Below are 15,175 nucleotides of genomic sequence, written 5' to 3'. Positions count from 1 at the left end.
TAATTAACAGTACCGACTCAGGCTGAGCCGGCACTGTATCCACATTATTTAAAGCCTCTTACTTGGACAAATAACGATCGTTGTCCTTGTCTTGCAAGAACACCTGCGTATAACGTCCAGCTTCGCGCCCAACTTTTGCTTTATCGAATTGTTCTTCGCCGTAGCTGCGGCATGGTGCGCAGGTATAGCGTGGAATCTGCACGGCCAGAATGTGATTGTGTGTTTCGTCGCAGCGCGAATCGATGACGACGGTGCCGCCACAATCTTTACAGGAACGCACGGTTTCATTGATGCTTTCGTGTATGCCATCGGTGTCGTAATACACGCTGAAATTGCGCTTGTGGAACTCTTGATCAGGGTAGACCTGATCGCGTAGCGCATGGCGATTATTCCAGTGTTGGAATGTCGCGTCCTTCAATTTCTTCAGATAAGCCGTAATAGCGGGCGGCTGTTTCTGGCTTTCCGCGTCGTAATCAGGTTCCTGAATGTGGCTGAAATCCATGCCTGCCATCGCCAAAATAATGCCGGTGTTGATGTAGGGCAGAGCGGTTTCTATCGAGTAGCCTCCTTCGAGTACAGCCAGATCCGGTGCGAGTCGCTGGTTGAGAACTGCGTAACCATGTGCAGTAAATTTCATGTTCGTGATCGGATCGGAATAGTGATTATCCTGGCCGGCAGAATTGATGATCAGATCCGGTTTGAACTCATTCACGATAGGCATCACGATTTCATCCAGCACGTACAAGAAACCTTCTTCGCATGTATCCGGCGGCATAGGCAAGTTGATCGTCGCGCCAAACGCATTCGGCCCACCCAGTTCATCCGGGAAGCCTGAGCCTGGATATAGCGTGCGGCCATCCTGATGCATCGATATGAACAGCGTGTTCGGATCGTGCCAGAAGATGTCCTGTGAACCATCGCCGTGATGGCAATCGGTATCGACAATCGCGATTTTCTTCACGCCGTATTTGTGGCGGATGTACTCAACCATGATCGCTTCCATGTTCAACGTGCAAAAGCCACGGCTGCCATGCACGACGCGGAATGAGTGATGGCCGCAAGGGCGCACCAGCGCAAACGCGTTATCGACTTCCTTGGTTAGTACTTTGTCGGCTGCAGTGATGCAACCGCCGACCGCGATCAAATGCGATGCATGCACGATTTCATCAATGCCCGGCACGCAGAAATGCACGCGCTGAATATCTTCAGCGGTGGCAACGCCGGGTTTGAATTCCTTGATGTTGTCGAAGTCCAGCAAACCTTCTTCAAACACTTGATCTTGCGTGTACAAAAGGCGTTCTTCGCGTTCCGGATGCGTAGGCGAAATCGCATAATCGAATGCCGGGAAAAATACCAATCCTGTGTTTTTCTTCACGATGTTTTCCTCAGATTTGTTCTTGCTCATGCTTTGCTCGCTCTTATGCTTCATGCTTGATCAAACCGGGTTTGATCTGCAAGCGGACACGGATATTCTTGCCGGTGGTTGCATAGCCGTGAATGACATTGAATGACTGGCAGTCGGCGACTTCCACTTCAAGATCTTCATCGCGTGCACCTGCGGCTCTGGCGATTTCAAGCAAACGTTCCTGACCAATCGCGACGATATCGTCGACGGTCGCGCGCGACGAAATTTTTACCTTGCGGCCATCTTCAGCAAAACTAAGCTGCTGCGATTCCGTGTCGGCCAGCAAATTCAATTCGACTGTGGTGCGCGCCATCGCTGCACCGCTGGCATTGATGACGTCTGAGTTCTCCGGCACGACTGCAGGCAGTTGCAACAGTTCGCCGACTTGTTTGGCAAGATAGGGCGCTGGTCCACCGACTGCGATCAATTGCTGCGGGTGCAGCGTTTTACCTTCCAGCAGTTCGTGAATAGTGTAAACCGGTTTGCTATTGACCTCGCTAACCATCTGCGTGACTTTGGCGGCGATGCTGGCGCACATGCTATCCACGATTGCTTTCGCAACTTGCTCAGGCGTTTGCTGCAAAATATCAGCCAGACTTTCCATCGCACGTAATGCCTTGGCCTTGTCGCCGATATCGGCCAGACCGAGCACGATCAGCGCATCGGTAGGCGTCGGTACCGGACCATCGAATGCCATAGCCGAACCTTTGCGCTCTGGGCCGATTTGCAATGCGCCATTCACAAGCTGAACATGACTGTCGCCACCGAGCGCCATCGAATGCGTCAGCAAACCGCGGATCAAGGTTTTGTGTCCTTCGATCTCCACGCCTTTCGGTTCCAGTAAAGGTGCGCCATCAGCGAACAATGCGATGTCGGTCGTCGTGCCGCCGATGTCGATTGATACGGAATCCTGCGTAGATGAAACGAACGGCAGCACGCCCATGATAGTTGCAGCTGGTCCCGACAAAATCGTTTGCACCGGATAGTTACGCGATTGCTGGACGCCGATAGTGCCGCCGTCCGCCTTCAAAATAAACAGCGGTACATCTACGCCGAGTTCTTGCAGATAGCTGGCCAGTTGATCGACCATGCGGCTGTGCAGGCTCCAGATCGCGGCATTCAGGTAAGTGGTCGCTATGCGACGCGGGAAATTCAGCACGCCGGATTGGTGATGGCCGAGTGAGACGTGCGCGGCCTGACTGTCAAAGAATGCGCCCACTTCCTGCTCATGCACCGGATTGCGTGTCGAGAATTTGCCGATGATCGCAAGGTGTTCGATTTTGTCTTTGGCGAACTGTTGCTTCAACGCTTCGAGTTCGTCGTCCTCAATGGCTTCCGCTTCAATCCCGCGATGATTCATGTAACCCGCGATCAATTGCGTTTGGTCTGCGAGCGGCAAATCCCTGGGCGAAACGCCAGGTCCATTCATGACGATTAGACCGACCGGATCAAGCTGGTTCTGCGCAACTGCATTGGTGGAAATCGTCGTGCTGAGCACGATGCGCTTCAGCTGTTTAATATCGTCTGCGGTCACGACAGCTTGCGTCGCGCGCATCACGCAACCCAGGATATCGTTTTTGTCGGTCAGGACTTTTGACTTACGAATGATTTTGCGGTTCTGCATCAATACCGAATCGGTATGTGTGCCGCCGACATCAATTCCAAGGATCATGCTTTTCTTTCCTGGTAGACAGAGGGCTGTTACGAGCAACAGTCCAATATATGAATCAACTCAAATCAGCAAATATCAGCTGATTTTCAAAACACCATTATGGTGGAATGCAGGTGAGGCCGTCCATACTCGGTCGCAGAATTCGCATTGCAGAATCTTCTATCTGAACCAGACGTTTTGTCCTTGAAAAAAAGCCCAGCATCATGACGAAGCCGGGCTTTTCTCTATTCAGTCAGATGATTGTGCAACGCCATGTCTCAATCGAAGTAGTTGAGGCCCAGCGCCGCGTTCACTTCCGACAAGGTTTTCGCTGCGACTGCACGGGCACGCTCGGTACCGTTTTTGAGCATGGCCAGCACTTCGCCTTTGTCTTGTGCAAACGCTTCACGGCGGGTGCGTATCGGTTCGATCATGGCTTGAAGTTGTGCTTCGAGACGACGCTTCACAACGCTGTCGCCCAGACCACCACGACGATAATGCGCTTTCAGTTCTTCTACGGCGGCCTTGTCGTTGTCGAAGGCGTCGAGGAAGGCAAACACCACATTGCCGTCGACCTGGCCTGGATCTTCCACCTTCAGGTGATTCGGGTCGGTGTACATGGCATTGACGGCCTTCTTGATCTCTGCAGCGGTAGCGCCGAGCGGAATCGAATTGCCGAGCGACTTGCTCATCTTGGCCTTGCCATCGATGCCGGGTAGGCGGCTGGTTGCTGACAGCAGTTCCTTGCATTCGACCAAAATTTCTTTGCCGACCACGCTGTTGAATTTGCGCACCAGCTCATTGGTTTGCTCGATCATCGGCAACTGGTCGTTACCGACCGGTACCAGTGTCGCTTTGAAAGCGGTGATGTCCGCTGCCTGGCTGACCGGATAGGTCAGGAAGCCGGCCGGAATGTCACGCTCAAAACCGCGCAAGCGGATTTCTTCCTTGATAGTCGGATTGCGCTCCAGGCGTGACACCGTCACCAGATTCAGCAACACCATCGACAGTTCATACAGCTCAGGAATTTGCGACTGAATGAAAATCGTGGACTTGGTAGGGTCGATACCAACGGCAAGATAATCGAGCGCGACTTCGAGTACGTTCTCGGTGACGCGTTGATGACGGCCGACGTTATCTGTCATGGCTTGCGTATCGGCCAGCAGAATGAATTGCTGTGCTGTCTCTTGCAGTTCGACGCGAGATTTCAGCGAGCCGATGTAATGGCCGAGATGCAAGGGACCGGTTGGGCGGTCGCCGGTAAGGACGATAGCGCGGGAAGTAGGTTGCGCGGCTGGCGCCGATGGGGCGTTCGAAGACATGGTTACTCCGTGATATTCGGCAATGCGGTCTGCAAAAAAACACAAAGACCGGTTGGCTTATCCGGTCTTTGTCGTTGTGGCGTGTTTACGTTTTTAGATGAAGTGGCAAACGTAATCGAGTGTTTCTACCGTTTCAATATCGAAGCTCGAATTTGCCGGCACTTCGAATTGCTGACCGCCTTCGTAGGTATTCCACTCAGTTGCATCCGCCAGACGAATGCGGCATTTGCCTGCATTCAGTTCCATGATTTCCGCAGCGCCGGTGTTGAATTTCAACGTCGATGGAAAAATGATACCTATGGTTTTCTTGGTGCCGTCAGCAAATAAAACTGTGTGCGATACGCATTTGCCATCGAAATAAATGTTGGCTTTTTTGACGACGGAAACATTATCGAATTGAGTAGTCATGATCTGTAAGTTTAAGTTTGAAGGAATTATTCGTTTCTTATTTCTTGTCTTTTTCAAAGCTTGGCAACGCAACCGACGAGTTGCCAGTCAACAGACCAACTTTGCTGTAGATACCGAGTTTTTGACGGGTGTCTGTGATGTCCAGATTGCGCATCGTCAATTGACCGATACGATCCGCTGGCGAGAACGGTGCGTCTTCCACTTTTTCCATCGAGAGACGTTCTGGCGCGTAGGTCAGATTCTCCGACACGGTATTCAGAATCGAGTAATCGTTGCCGCGACGCAGTTCGATCGTTACTTCACCGGTGACCGCGCGTGCGACCCAGCGTTGTGCAGCTTCACGCAACATGATGGCTTGAGGATCGAACCAGCGACCTTGATACAACAGGCGACCGAGGCGACGGCCACTTTCGCGGTATTGCTCTATGGTGTCTTCGTTGTGGATGCCGGTAATCAGGCGTTCGTAAGCGATGAACAACAGCGCCAAACCTGGCGCTTCGTAAATGCCGCGGCTCTTCGCTTCGATGATGCGGTTTTCGATTTGATCGCTCATGCCGAGGCCGTGACGGCCGCCGATGCGATTGGCTTCCAGCATCAGTTCGACCAGGTCGGTGTAGACCACGCCGTTCAATGCAACAGGACGACCTTCTTCAAAACGGACGGTGACTTCTTCGCGTTTAACTTCGACGTCATCGCGCCAGAATGCCACGCCCATGATTGGCTCGACAATCTTCATGCCTGTGTTCAGGAACTCGAGGTCTTTCGCTTCATGCGTTGCGCCCAGAATGTTGGAGTCTGTCGAGTAAGCTTTTTCAGTCGACATCTTGTAGTCGAAGCCGGACTTGACCAGAAATTCGGACATTTCCTTGCGGCCGCCGAGTTCATTGATGAAGGCATCGTCTAACCAAGGTTTGTAAATGCGCAGCGCTGGATTCATCAACAAGCCGTAGCGATAGAAGCGCTCGATGTCGTTGCCTTTGAACGTGCTGCCATCGCCCCAGATATCAACGTTGTCTTCTTTCATCGCGGCGACCAGCATGGTGCCGGTGACAGCGCGACCGAGTGGTGTCGTGTTGAAGTAAGTAACGCCTGCGGTCGAGATGTGGAATGCGCCGCTTTGCAATGCCGCGATACCTTCAGCCACCAGTTGTTCGCGGCAATCGATCAGGCGCGCGAGTTCAGCGCCGTATGCTTTTGCTTTTTCTGGAATCGCGTTGTAATCGGTTTCGTCAGGCTGACCCAAATTTGCCGTGTATGCGTAAGGGATCGCGCCTTTTTGACGCATCCAGTGCAAGGCTGCGCTGGTGTCGAGGCCGCCGGAAAATGCGATACCTACTTTTTGATTCACTGGAACAGATTGGAGAATATTCGACATGGTGTTCGCTTCGCGTACTTGAAATGAATGTGGATTAAATTTAAATAAAACTGAAGCTAAAATTAATTGAGCTTGCCGAGGACCAGATATTCGAGCAACGCTTTTTGCACGTGCAAACGATTTTCCGCTTCTTCCCAGACCACCGATTGCGGTCCGTCTATCACTTCGGCTGAAACTTCTTCGCCGCGATGCGCCGGCAGGCAGTGCATGAACAATGCGTCAGGTTGTGCGCGCTGCATTTTGGCGGCATCGACGATCCAGCCATCGAATGCTTTCAAACGTGCGGCGTTTTCTTCCTCAAAGCCCATGCTGGTCCAGACGTCAGTCGTGACCAGATGTGCGCCTGTGCAGGCGTCAGTCGGCGTTGCATGTACGGTGTAATGCGTATTGCCGGGCGCAACCAGACTCGGATCGATATCGTAGCCGCGCGGTGTGGAAACCTGAACGTGGAAGTCGAAAACTTCCGCGGCTTGCAACCACGAGTACAGCATGTTGTTGGCGTCGCCTACCCACGCAACTGTCTTGCCCTTGATCGAGCCACGGTGCTCGATGTAAGTGAATACGTCGGCCAGCACCTGGCAAGGATGATGTTCATTGGTCAAGCCATTGATCACCGACACGCGCGAATTCGCAGCAAAGCGCTCGATGATTTCCTGGCCGAAAGTACGGATCATGATGACGTCGCACATGCGTGACATCACTTGCGCGGCGTCTTCTACCGGTTCACCGCGGCCGAGTTGGCTGTCGCGTGTGGCAAGGTGAATAGCGGCACCGCCCAGCTGATGCATGCCCGCTTCAAACGACAAGCGGGTACGGGTGGAATTTTTTTCGAACACCATCACCAGCGTACGATCAGCCAGTGGATGGTAGGGCTCGTAGTTCTTGAATTTACTTTTGATTATGCGGGTACGTTCGATCAAGTAATCGAATTCGTCCAGCGTCAAATCGGAAAACTGCAGAAAGTGTTTGATTGCCATAATTGAAAACGGCGACTAGGTTGCCGCCTGCCGCCGAATGTTGTAACTGCTTCAATTATAAGGGATTTTGACCCGAAAAAGCCACCCGCAGTGGCGCTTGCATGGTTTCAATAAAGCTTCTGTGATGATTCATGCAATAACTGCAGGTACAAGGCGTGCCGCATCGGTGCGATATCGCCGGCTGCCACCGCTGTGCGGATCGCGCATTCCGGCTCATTGGAATGATGGCAATTATAAAATTTGCACTTGCCCAGATATTGTTCGAACTCTGGGAAAGCGCGCTCCAGCATGCCTTCGGTCAATTGATACAGACCAAATTCCTGGAAGCCCGGCGAATCAATGATGGAAGTATTTTCATCCATCGTGTACAGGCGCGTGAAGGTCGTCGTGTGTTTGCCGGTATCGAGCGCTGCGGAGATTTCACGCACGGCAATATCTGCATCCGGAATAATCAAATTGATGATCGACGACTTGCCCATACCGGATTGGCCGATCAGGATCGTCGATTGGCCTTCGAGCAAAGGCATTAGCGCAGCGACGGTTTCTTCCGGCTGCGCGGTGGCCGAGACTTCATGCACCGGATAACCAAGGCCGCCATACAGCGCGACGCGCTTGCGGGTTCTTTCCAGCGAGGCGACGACGTCGATTTTATTCAAGATGATATGCACGGCTACGCCAGCCGCTTCGGCTGCGACCAATGAGCGCGAGACGAGGTCATCGGTAAATCCGGGCTCAGTCGCCACCACGATAAACAATTGTGTGACGTTGGCTGCCAGTAATTTGGATTTGTATTGGTCAGAGCGATACAGCAGCGTTTTGCGTTCAGTGATTTCTTCGATCACGCCTTGGTTGGGGGACGTCAGATTGAGTTTGACGATGTCACCAACAGCGACATCGCTTTTCTTGCCGCGCGTGACGCATTGCAGTTTTTTTTCGCCGGCTTGAACTAGATAGTGTCGGCCATGTGCTGCGATGACAGTGCCTGTGACAGTGCCTTTAAGTGCGGCTATAGGTTTGGTCATTAATTAAGCGAACGATCGTTCGAAGACTGCATTCAATTTGGCCGCGCAAATAAAGTCGTTGTCCGACAAGCCGCCTTTGCCGTCGTTGACGGAATGCGTATTGAATTTGACGATGCAGCGGTTATAGGTAATCACTAATTCGGGATGGTGATCTTCGGCGTGGATGACGTAAGCGATCGCGTTAACAAAAGCGAGCGTGTCGTAATAATCAGGGAAGATGAATTCCCTGACGATTTTTTCATCCTGCAGTTTCCAAGCGGAGACAGCTTGCAAACGCTGCGCGATTTCTTCTGCATTCAATGCCGTCACTTGATGACGGCATTTTTGCTTGAGTAAGTCGGCAGCGTTGCTCATGATGGGCTGACTCAAATAGCCAGTAGCTTGTTGATACGCACACTGGCTGGAGGATGCGAATCGTAAAACGCCGAGTGCAATGGATCAGGCGTTAGCGTCGATGCATTGTCTTCATACAGTTTGACCAGTGCCGAAACCAGATCCTGTGAATTGGTGTACTTCGCAGCAAAGGCATCAGCCTCAAATTCATGTTTGCGCGAACTGAGCGAAGTCAGTGGAGACAACAGGAAGGAGAAAACCGGTAACACCAGCGCAAACAAAATCAACGCCATCGCATCATTGCTGGCGCCCATCATCGGTTCCACGCCCAGGCCAGTATAAAACCATGCTTGCGATTTCAAATAACCGAGCAGCGCGAGTAGTACCAGCGATGACGCAAACATGACGGCAATGCGTTTGACGATATGTTTGAGTTTGAAGTGGCCGAGCTCATGCGCCAGCACCGCTTCAATTTCATGTGGTGCCAGACGTTCCAGCAAGGTGTCAAAAAACACGATGCGTTTTGCGGCGCCAAAGCCTGAGAAATAAGCGTTGCCATGCGCACTGCGGCGCGAACCATCCATCACGAACAAGCCGCTGGATGCAAAGCCGATGCGCTGCATCAGGTTTTCAATCCGGGTACGCAGACTTTCATCTTCCAGCGGTTTGAATTTGTTGAACATCGGCGCGATGAACAGTGGCACCAATACCAGCATCAACATCTGGAAGCCGCACCACAAGACCCACGCATACAACCACCACAAGGCCCCGGCTTTTTCCATCAAGATCAAGGTGACCCACACCAGACTGAGGCCGAGCGCCAGTGACAACACGGTACTTTTAAACAAATCGGTAAAAAATAGCGCAGGCGACATGCGGTTAAAACCGAAGCGCGCTTCCAGCACAAACTGGCGGAAGTAATCAAAAGGCAATTCAACCAGGCCAGAGATCAATGCAAATGCCAGCACCAGACCAAGCTGATAACGCCAGCCGTCACCGAAAATATCAAACGATGCGCTCGCCAGCCATTGCAAGCCGCCCATCAACGTAAAGCCGATCAGCACCGCAGCATTCAGCAACACGATAAAAAGCGAAAACTTGGTTTTCGCAATCGAGTAATCCGCGGCTTTCTGATGCGCTTCCAGCGAAATTTGACCGGAAAATTGCGCAGGCACTGTAGCCCGATTGACAAGAATGTGGCGGATGTGCCGTGATGCCAGCCAGAAGCGAACTACCAGGCTAATAAGCAGGAAGCTGATAAACAAAACAGTAAACGCAAGTGATGACATTCTTTTCCTGTGAGAAAATGACGGATTACGCCGGTCTAAGGGAAACAATTATGTCACAAGCTGCTGAAGTAACACCACCAACCGCACCTGCGCGCCCGAATGAGTTCAATCTCGTCTGGCTCGATATGGAAATGACCGGGCTCGATCCGGACAACGACCGCATCATCGAGGTTGCAGTAGTGGTAACCGACATGGAATTGAACATTATCGGCGAAGGCCCAGTGTTCGCGATTCATCAATCGGATGAGGCGCTGGATGGCATGGATGCATGGAACAAAGGCACGCATGGCCGTTCGGGTTTGATCGAACGCGTCAAGGCCTCGACCGTGACCGAAGCACAGGCAGAAGATGCATTGATCGAATTTTTGAAGGCTTACGTACCAAAAGGCAAATCGCCTATGTGCGGCAATTCAATCTGTCAGGATCGACGCTTCATGGCGCGTGGCATGCCTAAGCTGGAAGCATTCTTCCACTACCGCAATCTGGATGTGTCGACACTGAAGGAATTGTGCAAGCGCTGGAAGCCTGAGTTGGCTAGCGGTTTCAAGAAACATCAGAAGCATACTGCGCTGGCTGACATTATTGAGTCGATTGAAGAGTTGCGGTATTACCGGGAGCATTTCATTAAGGAGTAATTTCCTTGATGGTAATTCCTTAAGGGGTAAGAGATGAACGGATGCGATGGTGGCGTCCGTTTTTTTATTTCTGTTTTTGAGTTCGGCGCTTGGGCTGAAGTTTGTTGATAGTTGATGGGCAGATGCCGGGGGTAGCCCGGCTGCTAGTTACCTTTTTTGCTTCGCCAAAAAAGGTAACCCAAAAAAGGCGACCGCAAGCCGCTGCCCTTCGGGTTCCCGTTTGTGCAATCAAAAAATGGGAAGCGAACGAAACTCGCTGCGCTCAAACAACGTTCACTTCTTTTCCCATTTTCTGCTCCGCACAAACGGCAGCGTCACAGCGGGTAAAAGCAACGGCTACTTCTAATGCAAAAAAAGCTGCGTCAACTTACGCAGCTTTTTTTGTTTACGTTTACTAAACGCTTTTATTTTTCGTTTGGTTCAGCGTCAGGCGCAGCACTGGTTTCAGCACCACAGCACTTCTTGAATTTCTTCCCGCTACCGCATGAGCAATCATCGTTACGGCCAACCTTAGGCGTTTCACGCTGTACGGTTTTCACTGCTGACTTGCGGTGTGGCAGCCAGAACTTGTGGATTTCTGGGATGGCGGCTTCGATTTCGATTGTCAGTTTGTGGCATTTGACCGGGTTATCGACCAATACCATTTCTTCTTCTTCGATTTCCTCTGCGCCCAGCAAATAGATAGGACGCATCAGCGGCGCAATGTTTGAAGTTTGGATAGCTTCCCACGCTTCTGCGCGCAGGCTCATGCCTAGGTTGAAACCCCAGGCCCAGGCTTCGCCGTCTAATACCGGTTTGCCTTCCCACTCGTGTTCGCAGAACAGCGGTTCGTATTCTTTAGGTGCTACTTCCAGCGTGATGGCGATTTCGTTCATGAAGCGGGCGATCAGCGCGACGATGCGTTCGTATTCTTTGTCGTTCTTGAATTTTGGGATGGCTTCTGCATCTTCGCCCCAGACGTGAGGCAACCATTCGGCCAGCGGGACTTCTTCCGGGCCGACGATGAGTGCGGTCAGATAGCCGTGCAGTGAGTCCATCGCCATGCAGTCGTCGGCGGTGCGATCGGACAGCAGGAATTTATCGAGTTCGTCGAATTCTTTATCGGAGAGGGGCTGGTCGAGATGCATGATGAGTTTCTTTGTGGATGTGCAGAGCCGAAGTGTATCAGCATGACGCGCCATAATTAAGTGCGATTGCGGAAATCACTGATGCTGTACTTGGATTCCAGTGACTTGTGTTCCAGCGGAAACGTGTCGATGAAAATTGTGCTTGCACCGTACAATGCGCAGATGAATGAATCCCCTGCATTGTCTTCGACACCATCTTTTACGAACCTCACGCCCGATTGCGTACTCGATGCGCTGGAAAGCGTCGGTTTGTACAGCGATGGCCGCTTGCTCGCTCTGAATAGTTACGAAAATCGCGTCTATCAAATCGGTATTGAAGACGGCCCGCCGCTGGTTGCGAAGTTCTACAGACCGGCGCGCTGGAGCGATGATGCGATTCTGGAAGAGCATGCCTTTGTCGCGGAACTGGTCGAGCGAGAAATCCCGGTCGTGCCGGCGATGACATTGGCGAATGGTAAAACGCTGCATGAATTTTCCGGCTTCCGTTTCGCAGTCTTCACGCGACATGGTGGTCGTGCACCGGAGCTTGACGATCCGGCAACGCTGGAATGGATGGGGCGCTTTATTGGGCGCATCCATGCGGTCGGTTCCTTGCAGCCTTATCAACATAGACCTGCTTTGAATATCGTCACATTCGGCGAAGAGCCGCGTGATTATCTGCTGGCGAATAATTTCATTCCGCCTGATTTGCTGGAAGCCTACCGCAGCGTGATTGCGCAGGCGATCGATGGCGTGCGCCGTTGCTTCGATAGAGCTGGCGATGTAAAAAATCTGCGTCTGCATGGTGATTGCCATATCGGAAATGTATTGTGGACCGATGCCGGGCCGCACTTTGTCGACTTTGACGATAGCCGCACCGGACCGGCGATACAGGATTTGTGGATGCTGTTATCCGGCGAGCGACGCGATATGGTGCGACAGTTTTCTGACCTGCTGGCGGGTTACGAAGACTTTGCCGAATTCGATACGCGTGAATTGCATTTGGTCGAAGCCTTGCGCACGCTGCGTCTGATTCACTATGCGGCGTGGTTGGCGCGACGTTGGGATGATCCGGCGTTCCCGGTGGCGTTCCCTTGGTTTAACACCCAACGTTATTGGCAAGATCGGATACTGGAATTGCGTGAGCAAGTGGCGTTGATGGATGAAGCGCCGTTGTGGGATTGAGCGGCTTGGCTTGAAACCTTGGCTAGGTAGCTGAATACGATCAAGCTTACAGGTGCCTTGCTGCGACAAAATATTCACTTTTTTCGCGATGCTGGCGTATAAATGTGTTGTGTAACTTATATGTCTTCGACTCAAAACATTGCCGCGATTGTGAAGAGATTTCCCTTGTGGCACACTGCGTGGCTCGCACGAAGTAGCATTCTTGCAAGTTTTAAAATTCAGCAAAATTCCCGACATTCGCTTTCATAAAATCACACCACTAGACTAGTTGATATGAATGTTTTTCATTGGTTCAGCAGTCTGTCGAGCAATAAAATCGAAGCCGCCAGCGAGTTCGCGCAAGCCAAATTACGTGCGTGTAACGTCACGCCGTTTTGCCTATACATGATGCTGGCCTGGCATTTTAAATGGCACAGCGTCTCCAAAAGTGTGGCGATAGGCGCAGCGGGTTACATCGCCTATGCGTTTATCTGGATCTTCGTCGTCCGTTTCTCTTTGATCGGCGTCACCCTACGTCGCACAATCGCCGCAATACTTGATCAGGCTTTGCCTGCCTTGGGCATGTATCTGGCCGGGTTTATAGCGGGTCTGGTGGCGTGGGTTCCTGCACTCGGATCGATAGGCAGCGGTTTGCGCTACGGCACACGATATACGTGGTTGTCATCCATCATCGGTGGCCCGCTGATGGCCATCGCTTTTTACTGTTCTGACGATTGGAGCACGATTCCTTCCGTTGCTGGCGGTATCGTCTTGGTGAACGTGCTGGTGCCACTTTACGTAGTAGCACTCGTGCAGAAACTGGAATTCGCAAAGCGTGAGTCTGAGTTGCGCGCGGCGCACTTTGAAGAAGCGACCAAGCACGACTATCTGACTGGATTATTGAATCGTGCAGGTTTTGCGCATGTGCTGGACGAACTCTTTGTCTCGGGCTCAGACACCAATGAAGTGAATGCCGTCTTGCTGCTGGATCTGGATGGATTCAAAGCGATTAACGATGCCTGCGGTCATGCGGCAGGCGATCAGATATTGCAGCAAGTTGCGCAATCCTTGACGCATTGCGTGCGGATATCGGACAAAGTGGCGCGCCTGGGCGGCGATGAATTTGGCGTGCTGTTGCGCCATATCGTTGATGAGAAAAGTGCAGAGGCGGTGGTGGCTAAAATGCTGCGAGCGATTGCCGATATTCCACTGGCGCGCAAGGATTTGAAGCTGGGCGCGAGTGTCGGGATTTGCGTGTTGCCACATCCCGATTTGCGCACTTATGAAGACGTCTTGAACAGTGCCGACTGTCTGATGTATGAAGCCAAGGCTGCGGGTAAAAATCAATTCCGCACCTTGGTAAAACCAGCGATTGCTTAATAGCTGAACCAGTCTATAAACCTGATTCAAACAAACCGCTTATCCATTCTTAAATTTTTTGCGCAGTCTTTGCCAATCCGTCTAGCGTAGCAATTACCTTGTCGATGGACGCATCGCTATTGGCCAGCAATACCGCCTGTTCAATCGCATCATCGCGCTTTGTTTTCGCAACGTAATGCAGCAGGTAATCGCCGTTTTCAACTCCCGCACTATTTCTGCTGTCATCTTTGGCCAGACGACGCGCATACCAGACAGCGTAGCCGTTCGACTCTTCGCAGCAATACACTTCCACCGAATGATGCGGGCCCAGCGGAAATTGTTCCGGATCGGTGTGCCAAACAGTTTTACGCCACAAATGATTCTTTTTTGATTCAGGGATTTGGTTCATGTGTTGATACTTTCCAGCCTTGTTGGATGATATGGCTTAAGCCGATATTAACCCGGGGCTTGATATTATTGATCTGCGCCGGGTGTATTTATTTCGCTATCTGCTTTCAGCATGCGATGCAATTTTGCGCTGATATGGGCGTACTCGCCCTCGATCGTATTCAAACGCAAAACTACATCATCCAGATCCTTGTTCTTTACCTTGGTTTCCAGTTCGCCGCATAAAGCCGCTAGTGCAGTGGCACCTATCGACGCTGCGCTGCCACACAAGATATGGGCCAATTTTCCGATTGCAATCGCATCCTTGTCGGCGATCGCTGTGCGCAGCAGGGCTAGCCGTTTAGCACTATCGCCGAGGAATAAATGCGCAAGTTCTGCGAAATCATCACCAAACATTTCCTGTGTTGCATCCAGCTCATCATCTCGTTGCATAGTCGTTGTGGCTTTCTTGGTATTTTTCTGGAGGCCAGCGCGTCCGCACTTCGTTCAAGGAGCGTTGCTACAGCTGTTTGGGGAATCTTTCATTTATCTGCTTGTTTATTTTATTGCAAAAAATACATTCAATCATGTAATCTTTCGGCAGCCTGCAATCAATAGAAGGTGCAAGAGAAACTCGAATCAAAAAAGCAGGCAGCAACATCCGTAACGGTGGCAATCAGGGAGTGTTCGTCAGTGATCGTATCGATCCTTACGAACGAAGTACACGCAAGAACAACAAGAC

General features: G+C 51.7%; 15 protein-coding genes. 3 read left to right on the top strand and 12 right to left on the bottom strand.

Translation table 11 applies throughout. The annotated features are described in order from the left end of the window. Positions 1 to 58: 58 nt before the first annotated feature. The 9 genes from Q7T66_RS07980 to Q7T66_RS07940 form a co-directional block, all read right to left on the bottom strand. Entirely contained in the window at positions 59 to 1,405 is a 1,347-nt protein-coding gene (locus Q7T66_RS07980; RefSeq protein ID WP_304932805.1) for a histone deacetylase, read from the bottom strand. 13 nt (positions 1,406 to 1,418) lie between these two features. Next, positions 1,419 to 3,077: a hydantoinase/oxoprolinase family protein gene (locus Q7T66_RS07975; RefSeq protein ID WP_304932804.1), complete on the bottom strand. Its 1,659-nt coding sequence runs from the start codon at positions 3,075 to 3,077 to the stop codon at positions 1,419 to 1,421. 257 nt (positions 3,078 to 3,334) lie between these two features. Continuing rightward, the gene (gene trpS / locus Q7T66_RS07970; protein WP_304932803.1) at positions 3,335 to 4,378 is read right to left on the bottom strand and encodes a tryptophan--tRNA ligase; all 1,044 of its coding nucleotides are present in this window, start codon (positions 4,376 to 4,378) and stop codon (positions 3,335 to 3,337) included. Between the two features lie 93 nt (positions 4,379 to 4,471). Beyond that, entirely contained in the window at positions 4,472 to 4,786 is a 315-nt protein-coding gene (locus tag Q7T66_RS07965; protein ID WP_304932802.1) for a pyrimidine/purine nucleoside phosphorylase, read from the bottom strand. Between the two features lie 37 nt (positions 4,787 to 4,823). Continuing rightward, positions 4,824 to 6,161 carry an argininosuccinate synthase gene (argG, locus tag Q7T66_RS07960; protein WP_304932801.1) on the bottom strand — a complete coding sequence of 446 codons (1,338 nt, stop codon included), beginning with the start codon at positions 6,159 to 6,161 and terminating at the stop codon, positions 4,824 to 4,826. Between the two features lie 62 nt (positions 6,162 to 6,223). Next, positions 6,224 to 7,138 carry an ornithine carbamoyltransferase gene (gene argF / locus Q7T66_RS07955; protein ID WP_304932800.1) on the bottom strand — a complete coding sequence of 305 codons (915 nt, stop codon included), beginning with the start codon at positions 7,136 to 7,138 and terminating at the stop codon, positions 6,224 to 6,226. 107 nt (positions 7,139 to 7,245) lie between these two features. Continuing rightward, positions 7,246 to 8,160, bottom strand: coding sequence for a ribosome small subunit-dependent GTPase A (rsgA, locus tag Q7T66_RS07950; RefSeq protein WP_304932799.1), 915 nt, complete (start codon positions 8,158 to 8,160; stop codon positions 7,246 to 7,248). A gap of 3 nt (positions 8,161 to 8,163) precedes the next feature. Continuing rightward, entirely contained in the window at positions 8,164 to 8,514 is a 351-nt protein-coding gene (locus tag Q7T66_RS07945; RefSeq protein WP_304932798.1) for a 4a-hydroxytetrahydrobiopterin dehydratase, read from the bottom strand. An 11-nt stretch (positions 8,515 to 8,525) separates the two neighbouring features. After that, positions 8,526 to 9,782, bottom strand: a complete 1,257-nt coding sequence (locus Q7T66_RS07940; protein ID WP_304932797.1) for a M48 family metallopeptidase — start codon at positions 9,780 to 9,782, stop codon at positions 8,526 to 8,528. Between the two features lie 50 nt (positions 9,783 to 9,832). Here Q7T66_RS07940 and orn point away from each other — a divergent pair, with 50 nt between their 5' ends. Beyond that, the gene (gene orn, locus Q7T66_RS07935) at positions 9,833 to 10,417 is read left to right on the top strand and encodes an oligoribonuclease (RefSeq protein WP_304932796.1); all 585 of its coding nucleotides are present in this window, start codon (positions 9,833 to 9,835) and stop codon (positions 10,415 to 10,417) included. Between the two features lie 404 nt (positions 10,418 to 10,821). Here orn and Q7T66_RS07930 read toward each other — a convergent pair whose 3' ends face one another. Beyond that, entirely contained in the window at positions 10,822 to 11,544 is a 723-nt protein-coding gene (locus tag Q7T66_RS07930; RefSeq protein ID WP_304932795.1) for a UPF0149 family protein, read from the bottom strand. A gap of 162 nt (positions 11,545 to 11,706) precedes the next feature. On the opposite strand from Q7T66_RS07930, the gene Q7T66_RS07925 reads away from it, so the two are divergent. Next, positions 11,707 to 12,708 (top strand): serine/threonine protein kinase, encoded by a 1,002-nt coding sequence (locus Q7T66_RS07925; protein WP_304932891.1) that lies wholly within the window; start codon positions 11,707 to 11,709, stop codon positions 12,706 to 12,708. 273 nt (positions 12,709 to 12,981) lie between these two features. Next, a complete protein-coding gene (locus tag Q7T66_RS07920; RefSeq protein ID WP_304932794.1) occupies positions 12,982 to 14,067 on the top strand; it encodes a GGDEF domain-containing protein in 1,086 nt (361 codons plus the stop codon). Positions 14,068 to 14,116: 49 nt separating this feature from the next. Here the strand turns inward: Q7T66_RS07920 and Q7T66_RS07915 are convergent, their stop codons facing one another. Both Q7T66_RS07915 and Q7T66_RS07910 read right to left on the bottom strand, forming a co-directional pair. Next, positions 14,117 to 14,455: a hypothetical protein gene (locus Q7T66_RS07915; RefSeq protein WP_304932793.1), complete on the bottom strand. Its 339-nt coding sequence runs from the start codon at positions 14,453 to 14,455 to the stop codon at positions 14,117 to 14,119. Positions 14,456 to 14,520: 65 nt separating this feature from the next. Next, positions 14,521 to 14,886, bottom strand: coding sequence for an Hpt domain-containing protein (locus Q7T66_RS07910; protein WP_304932792.1), 366 nt, complete (start codon positions 14,884 to 14,886; stop codon positions 14,521 to 14,523). Between the last annotated feature and the right edge of the window lie 289 nt (positions 14,887 to 15,175).

This window comes from Herminiimonas sp. (assembly GCF_030655415.1).
The sequence above is the reverse complement of the archived record's forward strand: the minus strand, read 5'-3'. Positions and strand labels throughout refer to the sequence as shown.